The organism is Pseudonocardia sp. CA-107938 (assembly GCF_050936315.1).
In the GTDB taxonomy this organism is placed as follows: domain Bacteria; phylum Actinomycetota; class Actinomycetes; order Mycobacteriales; family Pseudonocardiaceae; genus Pseudonocardia.
In genome coordinates this window covers 1,105,395-1,124,137 of the sequence record NZ_JBNJNA010000002.1, presented here as the reverse complement: position 1 = coordinate 1,124,137, position 18,743 = coordinate 1,105,395, and the positions used below count along the sequence as shown (strand labels likewise).

The 18,743-nt window shown below is 72.3% G+C and carries 22 protein-coding genes; 8 read left to right on the top strand and 14 right to left on the bottom strand.

What is annotated here, in order from left to right; genetic code table 11:
- The first annotated feature begins 27 nt into the window (after positions 1-27).
- On the top strand, positions 28-1,029 hold the full coding sequence (lipA, locus tag ACQEVB_RS38265) for a lipoyl synthase (protein ID WP_432983930.1): 1,002 nt from the start codon (positions 28-30) through the stop codon (positions 1,027-1,029).
- Positions 1,030-1,046: 17 nt separating this feature from the next.
- Positions 1,047-1,787: a DUF4191 domain-containing protein gene (locus ACQEVB_RS38260; protein WP_432983927.1), complete on the top strand. Its 741-nt coding sequence runs from the start codon at positions 1,047-1,049 to the stop codon at positions 1,785-1,787.
- A gap of 62 nt (positions 1,788-1,849) precedes the next feature.
- On the opposite strand, the gene ACQEVB_RS38255 is transcribed toward ACQEVB_RS38260, so the two are convergent.
- Genes ACQEVB_RS38255 through ACQEVB_RS38245 form a run of 3 tightly spaced genes read right to left on the bottom strand, consistent with a single transcriptional unit; the run spans position 1,850 to position 3,670 of the window.
- Positions 1,850-2,626, bottom strand: a complete 777-nt coding sequence (locus ACQEVB_RS38255) for a MerR family transcriptional regulator (RefSeq protein ID WP_432983924.1) — start codon at positions 2,624-2,626, stop codon at positions 1,850-1,852.
- The gene (locus ACQEVB_RS38250; protein ID WP_432983921.1) at positions 2,626-3,150 is read right to left on the bottom strand and encodes a GyrI-like domain-containing protein; all 525 of its coding nucleotides are present in this window, start codon (positions 3,148-3,150) and stop codon (positions 2,626-2,628) included. The genes ACQEVB_RS38255 and ACQEVB_RS38250 overlap by 1 nt, the downstream gene beginning before the upstream one ends.
- A gap of 34 nt (positions 3,151-3,184) precedes the next feature.
- Positions 3,185-3,670, bottom strand: a complete 486-nt coding sequence (locus ACQEVB_RS38245; protein WP_432983918.1) for an RDD family protein — start codon at positions 3,668-3,670, stop codon at positions 3,185-3,187.
- 141 nt (positions 3,671-3,811) lie between these two features.
- Between ACQEVB_RS38245 and glnA the strand changes: the two genes are divergently transcribed.
- Positions 3,812-5,233 (top strand): type I glutamate--ammonia ligase, encoded by a 1,422-nt coding sequence (gene glnA / locus ACQEVB_RS38240; protein ID WP_432983915.1) that lies wholly within the window; start codon positions 3,812-3,814, stop codon positions 5,231-5,233.
- Positions 5,234-5,302: 69 nt separating this feature from the next.
- Here the strand turns inward: glnA and ACQEVB_RS38235 are convergent, their stop codons facing one another.
- Positions 5,303-5,911, bottom strand: coding sequence for a DUF7711 family protein (locus ACQEVB_RS38235; protein WP_432983912.1), 609 nt, complete (start codon positions 5,909-5,911; stop codon positions 5,303-5,305).
- A 68-nt stretch (positions 5,912-5,979) separates the two neighbouring features.
- On the opposite strand from ACQEVB_RS38235, the gene ACQEVB_RS38230 reads away from it, so the two are divergent.
- Together ACQEVB_RS38230 and ACQEVB_RS38225 are read left to right on the top strand one after the other, a co-directional pair.
- The gene (locus tag ACQEVB_RS38230; protein WP_432983909.1) at positions 5,980-6,963 is read left to right on the top strand and encodes an aldo/keto reductase; all 984 of its coding nucleotides are present in this window, start codon (positions 5,980-5,982) and stop codon (positions 6,961-6,963) included.
- 2 nt (positions 6,964-6,965) lie between these two features.
- Positions 6,966-7,385, top strand: a complete 420-nt coding sequence (locus ACQEVB_RS38225; protein ID WP_432983906.1) for a MerR family transcriptional regulator — start codon at positions 6,966-6,968, stop codon at positions 7,383-7,385.
- A 158-nt stretch (positions 7,386-7,543) separates the two neighbouring features.
- Here ACQEVB_RS38225 and ACQEVB_RS38220 read toward each other — a convergent pair whose 3' ends face one another.
- Positions 7,544-8,614 (bottom strand): IS630 family transposase, encoded by a 1,071-nt coding sequence (locus ACQEVB_RS38220; protein WP_432966308.1) that lies wholly within the window; start codon positions 8,612-8,614, stop codon positions 7,544-7,546.
- Between the two features lie 141 nt (positions 8,615-8,755).
- On the opposite strand from ACQEVB_RS38220, the gene ACQEVB_RS38215 reads away from it, so the two are divergent.
- A complete protein-coding gene (locus ACQEVB_RS38215; RefSeq protein ID WP_432983903.1) occupies positions 8,756-9,667 on the top strand; it encodes a tat pathway signal sequence in 912 nt (303 codons plus the stop codon).
- 1 nt (position 9,668) lies between these two features.
- Here ACQEVB_RS38215 and ACQEVB_RS38210 read toward each other — a convergent pair whose 3' ends face one another.
- Complete coding sequence (locus tag ACQEVB_RS38210; RefSeq protein ID WP_432983900.1) at positions 9,669-10,343, bottom strand: head GIN domain-containing protein; 675 nt, start codon at positions 10,341-10,343, stop codon at positions 9,669-9,671.
- 88 nt (positions 10,344-10,431) lie between these two features.
- Between ACQEVB_RS38210 and ACQEVB_RS38205 the strand changes: the two genes are divergently transcribed.
- Together ACQEVB_RS38205 and ACQEVB_RS38200 are read left to right on the top strand one after the other, a co-directional pair.
- Positions 10,432-10,926 (top strand): SRPBCC family protein, encoded by a 495-nt coding sequence (locus ACQEVB_RS38205; protein ID WP_432983897.1) that lies wholly within the window; start codon positions 10,432-10,434, stop codon positions 10,924-10,926.
- Between the two features lie 40 nt (positions 10,927-10,966).
- Complete coding sequence (locus ACQEVB_RS38200) at positions 10,967-11,437, top strand: DUF1992 domain-containing protein (RefSeq protein ID WP_432983894.1); 471 nt, start codon at positions 10,967-10,969, stop codon at positions 11,435-11,437.
- On the opposite strand, the gene ACQEVB_RS38195 is transcribed toward ACQEVB_RS38200, so the two are convergent.
- The 8 genes from ACQEVB_RS38195 to galE all read right to left on the bottom strand — a co-directional run bounded on the left by ACQEVB_RS38195 (position 11,424) and on the right by galE (position 18,712).
- Positions 11,424-11,831 carry a nitroreductase family deazaflavin-dependent oxidoreductase gene (locus ACQEVB_RS38195; RefSeq protein WP_432983891.1) on the bottom strand — a complete coding sequence of 136 codons (408 nt, stop codon included), beginning with the start codon at positions 11,829-11,831 and terminating at the stop codon, positions 11,424-11,426. The genes ACQEVB_RS38200 and ACQEVB_RS38195 overlap by 14 nt on opposite strands.
- Positions 11,832-11,846: 15 nt before the next feature.
- Positions 11,847-12,572 carry a M50 family metallopeptidase gene (locus tag ACQEVB_RS38190; protein WP_432983888.1) on the bottom strand — a complete coding sequence of 242 codons (726 nt, stop codon included), beginning with the start codon at positions 12,570-12,572 and terminating at the stop codon, positions 11,847-11,849.
- Positions 12,573-12,610: 38 nt separating this feature from the next.
- Positions 12,611-12,784 (bottom strand): hypothetical protein, encoded by a 174-nt coding sequence (locus tag ACQEVB_RS38185; RefSeq protein WP_432983885.1) that lies wholly within the window; start codon positions 12,782-12,784, stop codon positions 12,611-12,613.
- 120 nt (positions 12,785-12,904) lie between these two features.
- The gene (locus ACQEVB_RS38180; RefSeq protein WP_432983883.1) at positions 12,905-13,537 is read right to left on the bottom strand and encodes a LysE family translocator; all 633 of its coding nucleotides are present in this window, start codon (positions 13,535-13,537) and stop codon (positions 12,905-12,907) included.
- Positions 13,538-13,569: 32 nt separating this feature from the next.
- Positions 13,570-16,578, bottom strand: coding sequence for a bifunctional [glutamine synthetase] adenylyltransferase/[glutamine synthetase]-adenylyl-L-tyrosine phosphorylase (locus ACQEVB_RS38175; RefSeq protein WP_432983881.1), 3,009 nt, complete (start codon positions 16,576-16,578; stop codon positions 13,570-13,572).
- Between the two features lie 21 nt (positions 16,579-16,599).
- Positions 16,600-16,812: a DUF397 domain-containing protein gene (locus tag ACQEVB_RS38170; protein WP_432983879.1), complete on the bottom strand. Its 213-nt coding sequence runs from the start codon at positions 16,810-16,812 to the stop codon at positions 16,600-16,602.
- A 23-nt stretch (positions 16,813-16,835) separates the two neighbouring features.
- Positions 16,836-17,690 carry a GNAT family N-acetyltransferase gene (locus ACQEVB_RS38165; RefSeq protein ID WP_432983876.1) on the bottom strand — a complete coding sequence of 285 codons (855 nt, stop codon included), beginning with the start codon at positions 17,688-17,690 and terminating at the stop codon, positions 16,836-16,838.
- The gene (gene galE, locus ACQEVB_RS38160) at positions 17,687-18,712 is read right to left on the bottom strand and encodes a UDP-glucose 4-epimerase GalE (protein ID WP_432983873.1); all 1,026 of its coding nucleotides are present in this window, start codon (positions 18,710-18,712) and stop codon (positions 17,687-17,689) included. The genes ACQEVB_RS38165 and galE overlap by 4 nt, the downstream gene beginning before the upstream one ends.
- Positions 18,713-18,743 lie beyond the last annotated feature (31 nt).

Genomic DNA, 18,743 nt, shown 5'->3' with positions numbered 1-18,743 from the left:
ACAGTAGTCGGGGCGTAGCCTGAGGGCGTGACGATCGCCCCGGAAGGACGGAAGCTGCTCCGGCTGGAAGTGCGCAACGCGGAGACCCCGATCGAGCGCAAGCCGGAGTGGATCAGGACGAGGGCCCGGACCGGGCCGCAGTACACCGAGCTGAAGTCGCTGGTCCGCTCCGGCGGCCTGCACACCGTCTGCGAAGAGGCGGGCTGTCCCAACATCTACGAGTGCTGGGAGGACCGCGAGGCCACCTTCCTCATCGGTGGGGAGCAGTGCACCCGCCGCTGCGACTTCTGCCAGATCGACACCGGCAAGCCCGCCCAGCTCGACCGCGACGAGCCCCGCCGCGTCGCCGAGTCGGTGCAGCAGATGGGCCTGCGCTACTCCACCGTCACCGGCGTGGCCCGCGACGACCAGCCCGACGGCGGCGCGTGGCTCTACGCCGAGACCGTCCGCCAGATCCACGCCCTCAACCCCGGCACCGGCGTCGAGCTGCTGATCCCCGACTTCAACTCCATCGACGCCCAGCTCGACGAGGTCTTCGGCTCGCGCCCGGAGGTGCTCGCGCACAACCTGGAGACGGTGCCGCGGATCTTCAAGCGGATCCGCCCCGCGTTCCGCTACGAGCGCTCACTGGAGGTCATCACCAAGGCCCGCACCGCGGGGCTGGTCACCAAGTCCAACCTGATCCTGGGCATGGGCGAGACCCCCGACGAGGTCACCGCGGCACTGCAGGACCTCCACGACGCCGGCTGCGAGATCATCACGATCACCCAGTACCTGCGGCCCTCCAAGCGCCACCACCCCGTCGAGCGGTGGGTCAAGCCCGAGGAGTTCGTGCAGCACTCCGACACCGCCACCGCGATGGGCTTCGCCGGGGTCATGGCCGGCCCGCTGGTCCGCTCGTCCTACCGCGCCGGGCGCCTCTACGCCCAGACCGTCGCCGCCCGCGGCGAGACCCTGCCCGCCGGGCTGGAACACCTGGCGAGCGAGGGTGCGGCCGCGCAGGAGGCGCGCTCCCTGCTGAGCCGGTAGGCCCGTATCCTGGCCGCATGGCGGGTGGGAAGAACGACGCTGCGGCGAAGGAAGCGAAGGCTGCGGCGAAGAAGCAGAAGCGCGAGGAGGGCCGCGCGCGGCGCCGCCAGATGTGGCAGGTGTTCCAGACGCAGCGCAAGGAAGACAAGCTGCTCCTGCCGCTGATGATCGGCTCGGTGCTCGGCGCGGCCGCGCTGGCGTTCGTCATCGGGCTGTTCTTCGGGCTCGAATGGGTCGTGCTGCCCGTCGGCATCGCGGTCGGCCTGCTGATCGCTGTCAGCATCTTCGGCCGGCGCGTGCAGCGCAACGTCTACGCCAAGGCCGACGGCACCCCCGGCGCCGCCGGCTGGGTGCTCGACAACCTGCGCGGTCAGTGGCTCGTCACCCCCGGGGTCGCCGGCACCACCCACCTCGACGCCGTCCACCGCGTCATCGGCCGGCCCGGCGTGATCCTCGTGGCCGAGGGCGCTCCGCACCGCGTCAAGTCGCTGCTGGCGCAGGAGAAGAAGCGCACCGCCCGCGTCGTCGGCAGCACGCCGATCTACGACGTCATCGTCGGCAACGACGAGGAGCAGATCCCGCTCAAGCAGCTGCAGCGCCACCTCGTGAAGCTGCCGCGCAACATCTCCGCCGCGCAGATGGAGTCCCTCGAAGCCCGGCTCGCAGCACTCGGCTCGCGAGCTGCCGCGCTGCCGAAGGGCCCCATGCCGCAGGGCGCGAAGATGCGCAGCATGCAGCGCACGGTGAAGCGGCGCTGACCACTCCGCTCACGCACACCGTCGGGTGCCGACGCACACGGTCGACCATGTGCGCGGGCGCCTCAGGGTGTGCGTGAGCCGATCATCAGTACAGCTATGCGCGTGACCAGCTCGTCCGGGCCGGACGTCGACGGGTCGGTCAGGTACGTCTCCGTCACCGGGCCGACGGCCTCGTGGCCCTGTTCGCGCACGTGCTCCAGCAGTGCCGTGTAGGCCGCGGAAAGCGTCTCGTACGGCCCGACGTGCAAGGTCGACGCCCAGGTGCCGGCCGGCAGCACCTGGGCGTCGGGCAGCCCGGCGAGCGCGCTGGTGACGCCGACCAGCACGTCCATCTCCTCAGCGAGGTCGAGCGGGTAGACCGCCATCAGCGGCTCCCGCCCGATCCCCGCGACCAGCGCCCGCCGGCAGAGCGCCGCGATGTCGTCGTCCAGATCGGCGGCCCGCACCGTGCCGCGCACCCCCGTCAACCGCTGCTGCGGGTGCGCCGCGATGGTCACGTCGTAGCGGACGCGGTCGGGGTTGGCGAGCAGCCCGTCCAGCGCGCGCAGGACCTGCTCGCGCCGGGCCAGCTCGGCCGCCCACTGCGCCCGCTGCCCGGCGAGCACGGCGGCGACCGCGGCCTCGTCCGGCGCGGCCAGCACCTCGCGCACCACCGGGATGGGCACCTCCAGGCGGCGCAGCAGCGCGATCGTCGTCGCCGCCGGGACCTGCTCCGCGGTGTAGTAGCGGTAGCCCGACGACGGGTCGACGTGCGCCGGTTCGAGCAGGCCCTCGGCGGCGTAGTGCCGGACCGCCTTGACGGTGAGGCGGCAGAGCCGGGCGAACGCCCCGATCGACATCACCGGACCATCATCACCGGCACCTGCAGGTAGGTCCGCAGCTGCTCGGCGGGGACGGTCGCCGGGTCGCTCAGGTACACCTCGGTGTGCCCGTCGGTCGGGACGAGACCCTGCGCGGCGACGAACCCGTACAGCGCGGCGAGGGCGGGCCGCTCCGCCGAGTACGGACCGACGTGCAGCACCCGCGCCACCCGCTGCGCCCGGCTGCGCCGCAGGTGGACGGGGGCGCCGAAGCGCTCGGCGGCCGTCGCGACGGCCGCGGCGGACGCGGAGGGAGCGGGCACCGCGAGCCGCCAGTGCCAGCCGTCGGGGGCGTCGAGGTCGAAGCCGTGCAGGTCGTCGCCCTGGGTGTAGGTGCCCTCCAGCGGGACGTCGCCCGTCCCGCCGAGGGCGGCACGCACGGCGAACAGGGCGCGGATGGCGCGGCCGAACCCGTCGGTCTCCGGCCCGCCCGTCCCGTCGACGGTGAGCAGGTCGCGAGCGGGGATGTCGAGGAGTTCGGGGGCGGTCGTCGAAGTGGTCATGGGAACGACGGTCGACCCTCCCGTACGGGGAGGGTCAAGCGCGCGTGCGCACCACGATCGTCCGCGTGGCGCGGTCGTGCCACCCGCGCTCGTCGCCGTCGCGCACGAGCGGTGGCAGGACGAGCGCGACGAGCAGCGTGCGCAGCACCGCTCGCGGCACCCCGATCACCGCGGCGTCGTCGAGGGACGCGACGCGGATGCCCAGCGCGGTCATGCCGGGGCTCGAGCCGAAGAGGGCGACGGGCAGCGCGGTGAGCACGAACCAGACAGCGAGCACCGTCCACTGCAGGGAGCCCGAGCGGAACGGGTCGGGCCCGCTGACCAGCAGCGCGATGGCGTAGCCGAGCAGCCAGTCGATCAGCAACGCGGCTGCGCGCCGGCCCAGCGACGCCACCGAGGACACGCCGCCGGCGGGCAGCCCGAACTGCGCTCCCGGGTGTGCGTCGGACGCTTCCACGCGCGGTGTCGATGAGCGCTCCGCCGGCGCTCCGCGCTTCGGGGACTGGCTGTCGCGGGCCATACCGCTAGCGTATGCGGCGGCAGCACGAGACCGACGTCACCTACTCCCGTTAACGTCCGTGAAACAGGTGAGTGATGGACGGGCAACAACGTCGACCTAAGTTGCCGCTGGAAAAAGAGCCGAACGAAGGAGCCGTGCAGGGTGTTCAGCAACTCGGAAGAGGTCATCAAGTACATCTCTGACGAGAAGGTCGAGTACGTCGACATCCGCTTCTGCGACCTTCCCGGCGTCATGCAGCACCTCACCGTCCCCGCGTCCACCGCGGGCCAGATCCTGGAGGACGGGGCCGCGTTCGACGGCTCGTCGGTGCGTGGGTTCCAGGCGATCAACGAGTCCGACATGGCGCTGCTGCCCGACGTGGCGACGGCGCGGCTCGACCCGTTCCGCAAGCACAAGACCCTCAACATCAACTTCTTCGTGCACGACCCGATCACCAGCGAGCCGTACAGCCGCGACCCGCGCAACATCGCGCGCAAGGCCGAGCAGTTCCTCGCCGCGTCGGGCATCGCCGACACCGCCTACATGGCGCCGGAGGCGGAGTTCTACATCTTCGACTCCATCCGCTTCGGGTCGAGCCAGCACGAGACCTTCCACCACATCGACTCCGCAGAGGGCTGGTGGAACACCGGGCGCGAGGAGGAGGGCGGCAACCTCGGCTACAAGGTCAACTACAAGGGCGGCTACTTCCCCGTCCCGCCGGTCGACCACTACGCCGACCTGCGCGCCGACATCGTCAGCACCATGACGGCCAGCGGCTTCGACGTGGAGCGCGAGCACCACGAGGTCGGCACCGCCGGCCAGGCGGAGATCAACTACAAGTTCAACACGCTGCTGCACGCCGCCGACGACATCATGCTGTTCAAGTACATCGTCAAGAACACGGCGTGGGCGCACGGCAAGACCGCCACCTTCATGCCCAAGCCGCTGTTCGGCGACAACGGCTCCGGCATGCACGTGCACCAGTCGCTGTGGAAGGACGGGCAGCCGCTCTTCCACGACGAGTCCGGCTACGGCGGGCTCTCCGACACCGCGCGCTACTACATCGGCGGCCTGCTGCACCACGCGCCGTCGCTGCTGGCGTTCACCAACCCGACGGTGAACTCCTACCACCGCCTGGTCCCCGGCTTCGAGGCCCCGGTCAACCTGGTCTACTCGGCCCGCAACCGCTCGGCGTGCATCCGCATCCCGCTGTCGGGCAGCAACCCGAAGGCCAAGCGCATCGAGTTCCGCTGCCCCGACTCGTCGGGCAACCCGTACCTGGCCTTCTCCGCCATGCTGATGGCCGGCCTGGACGGCATCAAGAACAAGATCGAGCCGCCGGCCCCGATCGACAAGGACCTCTACGAGCTGCCGCCCGAGGAGGCCAAGGACATCGCCCAGGTGCCCGCCAGCCTCGGCGCGGTGATCGACAAGCTCGAGGCCGACCACGAGTACCTGCTCGAGGGCGGCGTCTTCACCCCCGACCTGATCGAGACCTGGATCAGCTACAAGCGCGAGTCGGAGATCGACCCGCTGCGGCTGCGCCCGCACCCGTACGAGTTCGCGCTGTATTACGACGTGTGATCCGCTGCGTCTGATCGCTGCGTGACGCGAAGGCCCGGTGCCCGTGGGTGCCGGGCCTTCGTCGTCCTCTCACTCCTGCGCGTGCGGGCGGCGCAGCTGGTCCACGAGGTCGACGTAGCCGTCCACGGCGTCCCACAGGTGGTCCTCGGGATGCCGGCCGGCGCGGCGATGCTCCTGGCGCCAGTCGCGGTCCCGGTACCGCTCCCGGATCTCGCGGAGCCGGTCCAGCGAACGGTCGAGTTCCACCGCGGTGCGTCGCCGTAGCTCATCCGGGGTCCCTGACGCCCTCGGCAGGTCGGTGAGGCGGCGTTCGCGCAGGGCGTCGAGCACCGCCTCGTCGGGCCCGTCGAGCGACCAGAAACGGACCGGCTCGCGGATGAGGTGGTTCCACACCGGCTCGTGCCGGGAGCGCCACCAGTACGTGAAGCCACCCTTGTTCAGCCGGAGGGTGTCCACCAGCCACACCGACTCCGGCGGGTTGGAGCACCACGGCACATCGTCCGGCGGTAGGTCGATGGCGAGCGCGAGCCGGACCGACTCGATCGGATCGGCGCCGTCGAGCACGTCGCCGAAGACCCACGCCTCGTGCAGCAACGGCTCCTCGGGCGACCGGTGCCTCAGTTCCTGGCACGCCTCGGCCAGCATGCGCAACCTCTCGACCGCTCTGCGATGACGCATGGCCGATTCTCTCCTGCCCGCCCCTCGAGCTTGACCTGGAGCGCGCTCCAGGGTGCACGCTCGAGGCCATGACCAAGACGGAGCTGACGGTCGCGATCGGCGACCAGCGGGTTCCCGCGCTCGGTGTCGGGACGTGGGCGCTCGGCGGCGACTGGGACTTCGACGGGAAACCGGCCGGGTGGGGCGCGGTCGACGACACCGAGTCGATCGCCGCGCTGCGCGCCGCCTACGAGGGCGGGGTGCGGCTCATCGACACGGCCGACGTGTACGGCTGCGGGCACTCCGAGCGCGTGGTGGGGCGGGCGGTCGCGCCGTTCCGCGACGACGTGCTGATCGCCACGAAGGTCGGGTTGCTCTTCGACGAGGAGGCCCGCACCGGTGCGGGCGAGGACCTGTCGCCGGCGTACATCCGGCGTGCGTGCGAGGCCAGCCTGCGGCGGCTCGGGGTCGACCACATCGACGTGTACCAGGTCCACCCCGGCGGCGCGGATCCGGAGCTCGCCCGGTCGGTGGTGGCGACGTTCGAGGAGCTGGTCACGGAAGGCAAGATCCGCGCCTACGGGACGAGTGCCACCGAGTCCGCCTACATCGAGGCCGTCGCCGCCGGCGAGCACGGCGTGTCCGTGCAGCAGGAGCTCAACGTGTTCAGCGCCGACGCGGCGGCGCTCGAGGCCTGCGAGCGCCATGACCTGGCCGTGCTGGCCAGGACCCCGCTCGCGATGGGCCTGCTGTCGGGCCGCTACACCTCACCGGAGCAGCTGCCCGCCGGCGACGTGCGGCGCAACACGCCCTGGTGGACGTGGTTCGACGCCGACCGCATGCCCGAGTGGCTGGAGCGGATCGACGCGGTGCGCGAGCTGCTCACCAGTGACGGGCGCACCCTCGTCCAGGGTGCGCTGGGCTACGTGTGGGCGCGTTCGGGACGGGCGGTGGCGCTCCCCGGCGTGCGGACGGTGGCGCAGGCGAAGGAGCAGGCGGGCGCGCTGGCGTTCGGCCCGCTCGACGCCGCCACCATGGCTGACATCGACGCCCGGCTCCAGGCACCATCGTGAGCGTGAACATCGCCGAGGCCGCCCGCCAGTCCGAGCTCTCCATCGACACCATCCGCTACTACGACAAGCTCGGCATCCTCGGCGCGCTGCCCCGCACGACGGGCGGGGCGCGCACGTTCACCGAGGGCGACGTGGGCTGGCTGCGGATCCTGCGATGCCTGCGCAGCAGCGGGATGTCGATGGCCGACCTGCGCCGCTTCGTCGCCGTCGACGGCGACCTGGAGCCGGGACGGCGCCGGGAGCTGCTCGAAGCGCACCGGGACAGTGTGCTGGACCGGATGGCCCGCACCCGGCAGGAGCTCGAGGTGATCGAGGGGAAGATCGAGGCGTACCGGCGGATGGAGCTCGAGGGAACCGTGCCGGTCGTGGACCCGGCCCGGCTCGACGCGATGCTGGAGACAAGGTCCACGACCCAGGCGTAGTGGCCGGCGTGAGGTATCGGAAACGGTCCTGCCGGGGGGAGTCGATCAAGGGCAGATGGTCGTTCCGGGATCGGTTCAGTACGACCTTTTGCCCTTGATCACGAACATCTGGCCCCGTCTGCAGCCGGAACACTGCAGGGGCGGGTCCGGCCTCGTTCCTAGTGTCGCGTAAACGATGTTCGTTGACCTGGTCTGCAGTGGTCGAGTAGGTCGTCGGCGGTCTTGGTCCAGACGAACGGGTGGCAGCGTTCGTTCCAGCCGTCGATGAACCGGCCGATCGCGGCGATCAGGTCCTTGACGCTGCTGTAGCTGCCGCGGCGGATGGCCTGGCGGGTGATGATCGAGAAGAAGACCTCGACCAGGTTCAGCCACGAGCCCGAGGTCGGGGTGAAGTGCAGGGTGATCCGCGGGTTGCGGGCCAGCCACGCGCGCACGGCAGGGTGTTTGTGGGTGGCGTAGTTGTCGACGACCAGGTGCAGTTTCCGCCGCGGGTAGGCCTTGGCGACCTGTTTGAGGAAGCGCAGGAACTCCTGGTGGCGGTGCCGTGGCAGGCACACCTGCTCAACTCTGCCGGTGGCAACCTCCAGCGCGGCGAACAAGGTGGTGGTGCCGTGGCGGACGTAGTCGTGGGTCTGTTTCTCCGGGATCCCGGGCCGGATCGGCAGGATCGGCGCGGTCCGATCCAGGGCTTGGACCTGGGACTTCTCGTCCACGCAGAGCACGACGGCCTTGTCGGGCGGGTTCAGATACAGACCCACGACGTCGCGGACCTTGGCTTCGAGTTCGGGGTCGGTGGAGAACTTGAACGTCTCGGCCTTCCAGGGCTGCAGCCCCCACCGGCGCCAGATCTTGCCGATCCACACGTGCGAGATCCCCAGCTCGACACCGAGCAACCGCGACGACCAGTGCGTCACCGCGAGCCGCTCCGGTGGCGGTTCCAGCGTCGCGAGCACCACCGCGACCTCGTCGATCACCGCCGGCCGGCCCGGCTTCGGGCGATCCTCCAGACCCGCGATGCCTTCTGCGGCGTAGCGCTTCTTCCACCCGATCACCGTCGGCTTCGATACCCCGACCCGCTCCACGATGTCCTTGACCGCGACCCCGTCCGCGGCCAGCAGCACGATCCGCGCTCGCTGCGCGAGCCCGGCCGGAATCGAGGTAGCACGCAACCACGACTGCAGAACCTCACGATCCCGCCCCGGCACCTCCACCGACACAGTCAACGCCACACACCATGATCCCGCGAAGCAGCCTGCCGGTAAAGCTATCTAGTTACCGAGCCACTAGGATCACCGTGTGGACGCGCCCCCGCCCCCCGATGCGGTGAGCCTCGCTGTCGCGGACGCAGCCGCGCACAGGATGCTGCCGGCGTGGCGGGACCGGTGAGGCTCCCGCGCTGCCTGGCCGGGGCGCTCGTGGTGGCCGGGTGCGCGGTGCCGCAGGCCCCGCCGGCCGCCCTGCCTCCCCCGCCGGCCCCGTCGTGCCCGGGCCCGTGGACCTGTGAGCAGCAGGCGCACTTCGCCGCCGTCCACCAGCTCGTCGTCCACGTGCCCGGCGCGCAGGCCCACCTCGCCGTCGTCGTCACCGACCGCGAGAGCGGCGCCACCTGGACCGCCGGCGACGCGGACCGGCCCGGCTGGACCGCGTCGACGATCAAGCTGGCGATCGCTGCCGACCTGCTGGCCCGCGACCGCTCCGGGACGATCTCGCTGAGCAGCGCGGACCGCCACGACATCGCCACCATGCTGAACTTCTCCGACGAAGCGGCGTCGGACCGGCTGTGGCGCGCCTACGGCGGCGACGCGATGCTCGACCGCTTCCGCACCGACTACGGCATGCGCACCCTCGCGTTCGTGCCGGGTTTCACCCGCACCACCTACTGGGGCTTCCTCAAGACCAGCACCGCCGACCTCGCGACGCTCGCCCGGCACGTCCTCGACGGTGACTACCCCGGAGCCGACCCGCGCGACCGCACCCTGCTCGTGGCGGCCCTGCGCGGGGTCGCCACCAACCAGCAGTGGGGTGTGTGGGCCGCCGGTGCAGACCAGCGACCCGGCGTGAAGGACGGCTGGTCCTTCGAGGCCGACGCGTACGGCCGGCACTGGGTCACCGACACCGTCGGGTTCGCCGGCCCGGCCGAGCGCTACGTCGTGGCCGTCGGCTACCAGGTGGACCCGGCCGGATCGCTCGCCGACGGCGTCCACACCGTCAGCGACGCCGTGGCCCTGCTGTTCGGGCGACCGGTGCCGGCGCCCGTCGTCGTCCCGGAGCCGGACGGCTGACTCATGGCGCCTGTGTGACGTCCCCCGAGCCGGAGACGTCCTTCTTCAGCGTGGGCGTGCCGTGGTAGGTGACGGTCCCGCTGCCGGACACGTCGACCTTCAGCGCCTCGGTGACCCGCACGTCGGCATCGCCGCTGCCGTCGACCTCGACCTCCGCCGTGCGCGTGGCGAGCTCGGGAGCGGAGTAGCTGCCGGACCCGCTGATCGAGACCACCTGCCGGTCGACGGCGCCGCGCAGGACGACGTCGCCGGAGCCGTCGATGTCCACCCGGATCGACGGGACCTTCAGGTCGGGATGGCGCACCCTGCCCGCGCCGGAGACGGAGATGCGGTCGAGTGCCGGTACCGTCAACCGGTAGTGGATCTTGTCGCCGTTGCGCACGACGGTGCGGTTCTGCACCGACAACCGCAGCACCCCGTCGGTCACCTCGCTGGTCAGGACCGGCAGCACGTCGGACGGTGCTTCGATGGTCAGCGCCAGCGTGGGCCCGTTGGTGATCTCCACCTGCCCGGACGCGTTCAGGTCGACGCCGGTGACGTTCGCGATCGTCCGGTTCTCGGTCGTCATCGCTCCCGTCCCCGCGACCACCGCAGGCTGCAGACCGCATCCTGCGACGACCAACACCGCCAGCGCCGCCGCACCGACGACGGCCGTCCTGCTCCCCCACGTGCTCATGCGTCGGACGCTAGCGATCGGCGACCGCCGTCACAGTGGGGTAAGCCCCCATCCGGACCCTGATTCCCCGACCGTGCAGGGTGGGGGCATGAGCGACGAGACGGTCGAGCGGTTCGAGGTCAGCCGCACCATCCCGGCGTCCCCGTCGGAGATCTTCGCGGTGCTGCGCGACCCGCAGGGCCATGTGGACATCGACTCCAGCGGGATGCTGCAGGACTTCACCGGCGAACCGGTCTCCGCGGCCGGCGACACCTTCGTGATCCACATGGACCGCGAGTCGCTGGGCGACGTGCCGCTGGGCCGCTACGACGTCACCGTCGCGATCCGCACCTACGAGCCGGACCGCGAGATCTCCTGGACGATCCTCGGCGCGGTCCGGCCACCCATCGGGCACGTGTACGGATACCGGCTCACGCCGGACGGGAGCGACGCGACGGTCGTCACCTCGTTCTACGACTGGTCCGACATCGACCCGGTGTGGCGGGAGCGCGCGATCTTCCCGATCCTCCCGGAGAGCGCGCTGAAGGCCACCCTCGGCATCCTCGAACGGACCGTGCGCCGCCGGATCGCCGCACGGCGCTGATCCTCTACGCCACGTAGAATCAGTGGGCGAGGAGGCTGCCATGACGTCCGAGCACGGGTTCGAATCCGCGATCGACCGCCAGATCCGCCTCGCCCAGGAACGCGGCGCGTTCGACGACCTGCCGGGCAAGGGCAAGCCGCTGCCGGGTCTCGACCGGCCCTACGACGAGGACTGGTGGGTCCGCGGCTGGCTCGAACGTGAAGGCGTCACCGCCGAGGCACTGCTGCCGACCTCGATCCTGCTGCGCAGGGAGGTCGAGCGACTCCCGCAGACGGTGCGCAGACTGCGCAGCGAGGTCGAGGTGCGGGATGTGGTGGGCCAGCTCAACCGCCGCATCGCCGACCACATCCGCTTCCCGAGCGGGCCGCGCGTGCCCGTCGCCCCGGTGAAGGTGGACGAGGTGCTCACGCGCTGGCGCGCTCAGCGGGCGGCCGACCAGCCGGATACCGGGCCGTCACCGGCGACCGCGCCGCCGGCACGTGCGTGGTGGCGCCGATTCAGGCGCGGGTGAGCCGCAGCAGCGGGATCAGCCGGTCGGTCTTGCGCTGGTAGTCCCCGAAGCCGGGCCGCTCGGCCACGATCTGCTTCCAGAGCAGGTCCCGTTCCTCACCGGTGATCTCCACCGCGTCCACCGGGAACCGCTCGGTGCCCACCTCGACGTCGAACTGCGGGTTGGCCTTCGCGTTGTGGTACCAGGCGGGGTGCTTGGGTGCGCCGCCGGCCGAGGCGACGACGACCATCGAACCGTCGTCCTGCGGGAAGTAGACCAGCGGGATCTCGCGCTCCTGGCCCGACTTCGCCCCGATCGTGTGCAGGATGATCATGGGTGCACCCTCGAACATCCCCCCGACCTTGCCCGCGTTGGCCCGGAACTCCGCGATGATGCCGGCATTCCAATCGCTCACGTAACCCGTCCTCACTCAGCCGAACTGCACCCAGGCGGCGGCGATCACGGCCGCCAGCCCGATCAACCAGAACACGGCGATCCACATTCCGCGGGGCAGTCGCGTGAGAGCGGCCAGCATGTCGGCGTCGGACGTGCCGCCGCCGCGCCGCCGCGGATCGCGCAGCCGGCCGCGCTGCAGCTCCCGGACCGCGCGCAGCCCACCCAGCACCAGGAACCAGCACAGCGCCGCCGCGAACCCGTCCTGCAGGCGCGGGGACCCCCACCACGCCACGGCGCCGACCAGCACACCGGTCGCGACCACGGCGAGCGCCCCGAACGCGTTGCGGATCCACACCAGGGTCACGGCGAGGGCGCCCACCACGATCCACAGCAGCACGTGCGGCAGGTCCCGGGCGACCAGCACCATGCCGCCCAGCCCGATCAGCGACGGCGCCGGGTAACCGCCCAGGAACGTCAGCACGAGCCCCGGGCCGCGGCGCGCGCCCGTCGACACGGTCAGCCCCGAGGTGTCCGGGTGGAGGCGGATGCCGGTCAGGCCGCGGCCCGCCAGCACCGCGACGAGGGCGTGCCCGCCCTCATGCGCGATGGTGACGACCGTGCGGGTCCAGCGCCACACCACCGACCATCCGACGGCGATCAGCGCGAGCACCAGCGCGAACAGTGCCGCCCGCTGGTCGATGACCGTCTGGAGGACCGTGTCGACGGTCGCGCGGACGTTCGAGAGATCCTGCTGCCCCACGGCCCCATCGTGCCGGGACGGCCGGGTGTGGTGGCCGGCTACCCCGCGTGCGCCTGGTCGTAGCCGTAGTCGCCGTCGTCGTCGCGCTCGAAGGGCATGCCACGCAGGCCCTCGACCGACGACGTACGACGCTGGGTGGGCACGGACGCCGTGCGGGCCTCCTGAGCGAGGTCGTAGGAGTAGTCCCCTGCCTGGTCAACGTCGTTCGACATCGTCGGCTCCTCGCGCCCACCGTTCACGGCGACTACACAATGTAGCCGTCTACGTTCGGACGGTGGACACCCAATGATCGCCCGGACGGGGCTGCGAAGGCAATACCGTTCACTCAGCGGTCATTCCCGCGTCGCCACCGCCAGCCCCGTGCCCAGCGCGACCATCAGAACGCCCCCGGAGGCGCCGAGCCGGCGAACCCGTTTCGGCGACGTCGCCAACCACGACCGAGCTGCCCCGGCACCGACCGCGTACACCGCGTCCACCCCGGCGGCCAGCACGGTGAACAGCGTTCCCAGCACCGCCATCTGCACCCCGGGCGCACCCGCGGCCGGATCGGTGAACTGCGGCAGGATCGCGGCGAAGAGCACCAGCGCCTTGGGGTTGGTCACGCCCACCACGACGGCCTGCCGGTAGATGCGCGCCGTCAGCGGTTCCGCCGGCGCGCCCACGGCCGCAGCCAGCTCCCCGCGGTGCCGGAACGTCTGCACCCCCAGGTACACCAGGTACGCGGCGCCGACGAGCTTCAGCACCGTGAACACCTCGATCGAGTGTGCCGCGACCGCACCGAAGCCGAGCGCCACGACCCCGACGACCAGCAGCACCCCGGTCATGTTGCCCGCGACGCTCACCAGCGCAGCCCGCCGCCCGTACGTCAACGCCCGGCCGACGATGAACAGCACGCTGGGCCCGGGCACCACCACCAGCACCATTCCGGTGAGCACGAACGCGACGACGGTCTGCAGGGAGGGCACACTGTCACGCTAACCGGTGAGCACGCCCGTGCCTACCAGCCGTAGAACACCCGCTCGACCACGGCCCTGGCCCGCCGGGTGCAGCGGCGGTAGTCGTCGAGGAACACCCCGGGGTCGCCGTCGGCCGGGTAGCCCATCGCGTGCGCGACGGCGAGGAGCTCGCGGCCCGAGCGTGGCAGCTGGTCGCCCGGCTTCCCCTTGGCCAGCATGACGGCGTTGCGGGCGCGGGTGGCCATGGTCCAGCCCGCCTCCAGCTCAGCCGCGTCCTCCTCGGTGAGCAGGTCGGCGGCGACCGCCTCGCGCAGGCCGTCGAGGGTGGACGTGGTGCGCAGCTCCGGCAGGTCGCCGGCGTGCTGCAGCTGCAGCAGCTGGACGGTCCACTCGACGTCGGCGAGCCCGCCGAGCCCGAGCTTCGTGTGCAGGCTGCGGTCGGCCCCGCGGGGCAGCCGCTCCGCGTCCACCCTGGCCTTGATCCGGCGGATCTCGGCGACGGCGGCGGCGTCGAGACTGTCCGGCGGGTACCGGATCGGGTCGACCATCTCGACGAACCGCCGCCCCAGCCCGACGTCGCCCGCCACCGGGCGGGCGCGCAGCAGGGCCTGCGCCTCCCACACCTCCGACCAGCGGGCGTAGTAGGCGCGGTAGGACTCCAGGGTGCGCACGAGCGGCCCGTTGCGGCCTTCCGGTCGCAGGTCGGCGTCGACGACGAGGGCCGGGTCCGGGCTGGGCGCGCCGAGGCTGCGCCGCACGCTCTCGGCGACGGTGGTGGCGTACCGCACCGCCTCCTGCTCCCCCACGCCTTCGACGGGTTCGCACACGAACAGGACGTCGGCGTCGCTGGCGTAGCCCAGCTCGGCTCCACCGAGCCGGCCCATGCCGATGACGGCGATCCGGGCGGCCGGTGCGCCCCTCTCCGTGGCGAGGGTGCGCTCGACGGCGTCCAGCGTGGCCTGCAGCACCGCCACCCACACCGACGACAGCGCGGCGCACACCTCCCGGGTGGGCAGCACGCCCAGTAGGTCGGCGCACGCGACCCGCAGCACCTCGTGGCGGCGTAAGGAGCGCGCGGTGGCTGCGGCGACGGACGGGTCGGTCTGGCGGCCCACCGAGGTGCGCAGCGAGGCCGCCACTTCCGCCGGGTCACGGGTCAGCTCGTCGGTCTGGCCCGCGGTGGGTGCGGCGAGCATGCGCAGCACCTCGGGCGCCCGCACGAGCAGGTCCGGCACCAGCGCCGACGTGCCCAGCAGGTGCATGAGCCGGGCCGCGACCTGGCCCTCGTCGCGCAGCAGCCGCAGGTACCACGGGGTGCGGGCGAGCGCCTCCGAGACCCGCCGGTAGGCCAGCAGGCCGCGGTCCGGGTCGGGCGTGCGGGCCAGCTCGTCGAGCAGGACGGGCAGCAGCGTCGTCTGGATCGACGCGGCCCGCGAGAGTCCCGAGGTGAGCGCGCGGAGGTGGTTGAGCGCACCCTCCGGCGACACCCAGCCGAGCGCCGACATCCGGGCCTTCGCCGCGTCCTCCGACAGCCGTCCGACGTCGACGGGGAGGCGCGCCACCGCGGTGAGCAGCGGCCGGTAGAACAGCTTCTGGTGCAGCCGCCGCACCCGGCGCGCGTTGCGCTGCCACTCCGCGGTGAGCACGCCGACGACGTCGTTGCGCCCGTCGGGCCGCATCCGGGCGGCGCGACCGAGCCAGCGCAGCGCCTCGGTGTCGGTGGCGGGCGGGAGCTGGTGGGTGCGCCGCATCCGCTGCAGCTGCAGCCGGTGCTCCAGCAGCCGCAGGAACCGGTAGGACGCGGCCAGGTTCGCGCCGTCGTCACGGCCCACGTAACCGCCGTCGGCGAGCGCGGCGAGCGCGTCGAGGGTGGTCGGCGAGCGCAGCGCGTCGTCGGTGCGGCCGTGCACGAGCTGCAGCAGCTGCACGGCGAACTCGACGTCCCGCAGACCGCCGGGCCCCAGCTTCAGCTCGCGGTCGGCCAGATCGGGCCGGATGTGCTCCTCGACGCGGCGGCGCATCGCCTGCACCTCGGCGACGAAGTCGTCCCGGCTCGCCGCGTTCCACACCATCGGCGCGACGGCCTCGGTGTAGGCCTTGCCCAGCTCGGCGTCCCCGGCCACCGGACGGGCCTTGAGCAAGGCCTGGAACTCCCAGGTCTTCGCCCACCGCTGGTAGTAGCTGACGTGCCCGTCGAGGGTGCGGACCAGCGCGCCCTGCCGGCCCTCCGGCCGGAGGTTCGCGTCGACCTGGAAGCAGGCCTCCCCCGCGATGCGCATCAACCGGTTGGCGAGCTTCGTGGTGGCCTGGTCGGCCGGTTCGGCGACGAACACCACGTCGACGTCGCTGACGTAGTTGAGCTCGTGCCCGCCGCACTTGCCCATGGCGATGACGGCGAGCCGACCTACGTCCCCCACCTCGGCGACTGCCACCGCGAGCGCCGCGCGCAGCGCCGCGGCCGCGAGGTCGGACAGCCGCGCGGTGACGTCCTCGATCGCCATGACGGGCAGCTCCGCCTCACCGACCGAGCCGAGATCGGCGGCCGCCAGCGCCATGATCTCGTCGCGGTAGGCGGCCCGCAGCGCGGTGACGGCGTCGGCGCCGGTCAGCGTCGCCGCGCTCCCGCCGGGCGAACCGGCCGGCGGCCCGTCCGGGTCGGCGCCCACCGCGGCCAACAGCGTGGCGGCCGCGCCCTCCGCGTCGGGCGGCCCGACGTCACCGGCGAGCCGGTGCCAGCGGTCGGGATGGGTGACGAGGTGGTCGGTGAGCGCGGTGGAGCTGCCCAGGAGCGCGGTGAGCCGGCCGCGCAGCCGCGGGTCGGAGCGCAGGGCGCCGTCGAGTGCCGCCGGATCCGACACGGCCGCGATGAGCCGCTCGACGCCGCGCAGCGCGGCGTTCGGGTCCGGGCTGCGGGCGAGCGCCCACATGATCGGCTCGGCGCCCTCGACCGGTCCCTCCTCGCCCCACCAGCCGAGGCCGGTCAGTGTGGCCTCCGCCCAGCTCTCGGTGAGGCCGAGCAGTGTGAGCGAGGCACCGGTCCGTCGATCCACCCCTCGATCCTGCCCGGCGGCTCAGGGGGTGTCGAACTCGCCGGCCCGCACACCGGCGAGGAACTCCCGCCACTCGGCCGGCGTGTAGCGCAGCGGCGGCCGGCCCGCGGCCGTCGACGCGGTCGTGCGCAGCAGGACGTCGCCGGCGGGCAGCACCGCGATCTCCACGGCACCCTCGTCGGCCGCCGTGGCGGTGCTGCCGCGCCGCCACACCAGGCCGTCGGACTCGGTCATGCGCGGCAGCCTAGCGTCGGCCTTCAGTCGTTGAAGTCCAGGTCCAGCCCGTCGTAGACGGGTGCGAAGCCGATCCGCGGGTAGAGCCGGTTCGACACCGGGTTGGCCAGGTCGGTGAACAGCAGGACCCGGTCCGCCCCGTGGTCGAGAGCCCACCGCGCCGCCGCCGCGGTGACGGCTGCCCCGTAGCCACGGCCGCGGTGCTCCGGCGCGGTGTAGACGGGTCCGATGCGCGACATCCCGCCGACGGGCACGCGGGCGGTGGCCCACGCGACGGGCTGATCGTCGACGGTCCACAGCAGAACCCCGCCGTCGGACCGCGCGATGTCCCGCGCGACCGTCTCGACGGTGTGGACGACGTGGCCGGGCGGCTCGGCCTCTGCCTCGAACCCGTGCCGCCACCCGTGCATCAGCTCGGCGTCGGCGACGTCGGCCGGCCGGGCACGCCCGGGCACCCCCACCGGCGGGACCAGCGTGCCCAACGCGAACAGCCGCGTGGCCCTACCCACGGTGACGTTGCCGCCGTGCCGCGCCACGTGGGCGGCGGCGTACGCCTGCGCCTCCGCGGTGGGGCCGCGCGCGCCGATGGCGCGGAACCCGCCGTCGGCCAGCGCGTCGACGACCGCACCGGCCTGGTCGGGCGCCACCCCGGAGACGATCGGCGGCCGTCTCGGGCTGCACAGGAGCGCGCCCACCACGGCGCCGGCCGCGTGCACCGTGGCCAGCGCGGACGCCGGGTCGCCGTGGCGCACGACGCCGTCGAGCACCGTCAGCGCCAGCGTGTGCCGCTCGGGATCGCGGGCGTAGAACTCCTGGGCGTGCGCGGCGAACCGGGCCCCGTCCGCGTGCAGGACGACCTCCACCGACGCGCCGCTCACGCGTCCGGGTAGCCCTCCGGGTTCTGCGACTGCCAGCGCCAGGCGTCCACGCACATGTCGTCGACGCTGCGGGTCGCGCGCCAGCCCAGCTCGGCCGCGGCCCGGCTGACGTCGGCGTAGCTCACCGGCAGGTCACCGGGGCGGCGGTCGACGATCTCGTACGGGATCGGCCTGCCGGCCGCCCGCTCGAACGCGTGCACCATCTCCAGCACCGACGTGCCGTGCCCGGTGCCGAGGTTGAACGCGCGCGCCGGCTCGGTGGCCGTCGTCAGGTACTCCAGTGCGGCGACGTGCCCCTCGGCCAGGTCCTCGACGTGGATGTAGTCGCGCAGGCAGGTGCCGTCGGGGGTGTCGTAGTCGCCGCCGAAGACGCTGAGCTTCTCGCGGCGCCCGACCGCGACCTGCGCGATGTAGGGCACCAGGTTGTTCGGGATGCCGCCAGGGTCCTCGCCGATCATGCCGGACGGGTGCGCGCCCACCGGGTTGAAGTAGCGCAGCAGCGCCACCTTCAGCGCCGGCGCGGCCGCGGCCACGTCGGTGAGGACGTGCTCCAGCATCACCTTGCTGCGTCCGTAGGGGTTGACCGCCTCGATCGGCTCCTCGCCGTCCTCGCGGTAGGGCAGCACCGAACGCGGCCCGTACACCGTCGCCGAGGAGGAGAACACCAGCTTCGGGGTGCCGTGCCGCTCCATCGCGCGCAGCAGCGAGAACGTCGTGTCGAGGTTGTTGGTGTAGTACGTCAGCGGCTTCGCGACGCTCTCCCCCACCGCCTTGAACCCGGCGAAGTGGATGACGGCGTCGACGTGCTCGGTGTCGAAGAGCCGGTCGGTCTTGTCGCGGTCGGTGAGGTCGAACGCCTGCACCGGGATCTGCTGGCCGGCCAGCGCCTCCAGCCGGCCGACGACCGCGGCCTTGCTGTTGGAGAAGTCGTCGACGACCACCACGCTGTGCCCGGCCCTGATCAGCGCCAGGACCGTGTGGGACCCGATGTAGCCGGCTCCGCCGGAGACGAGGACGTGCATGGTTGCACGGTAGCCGCCCCTTCTCCGGCGG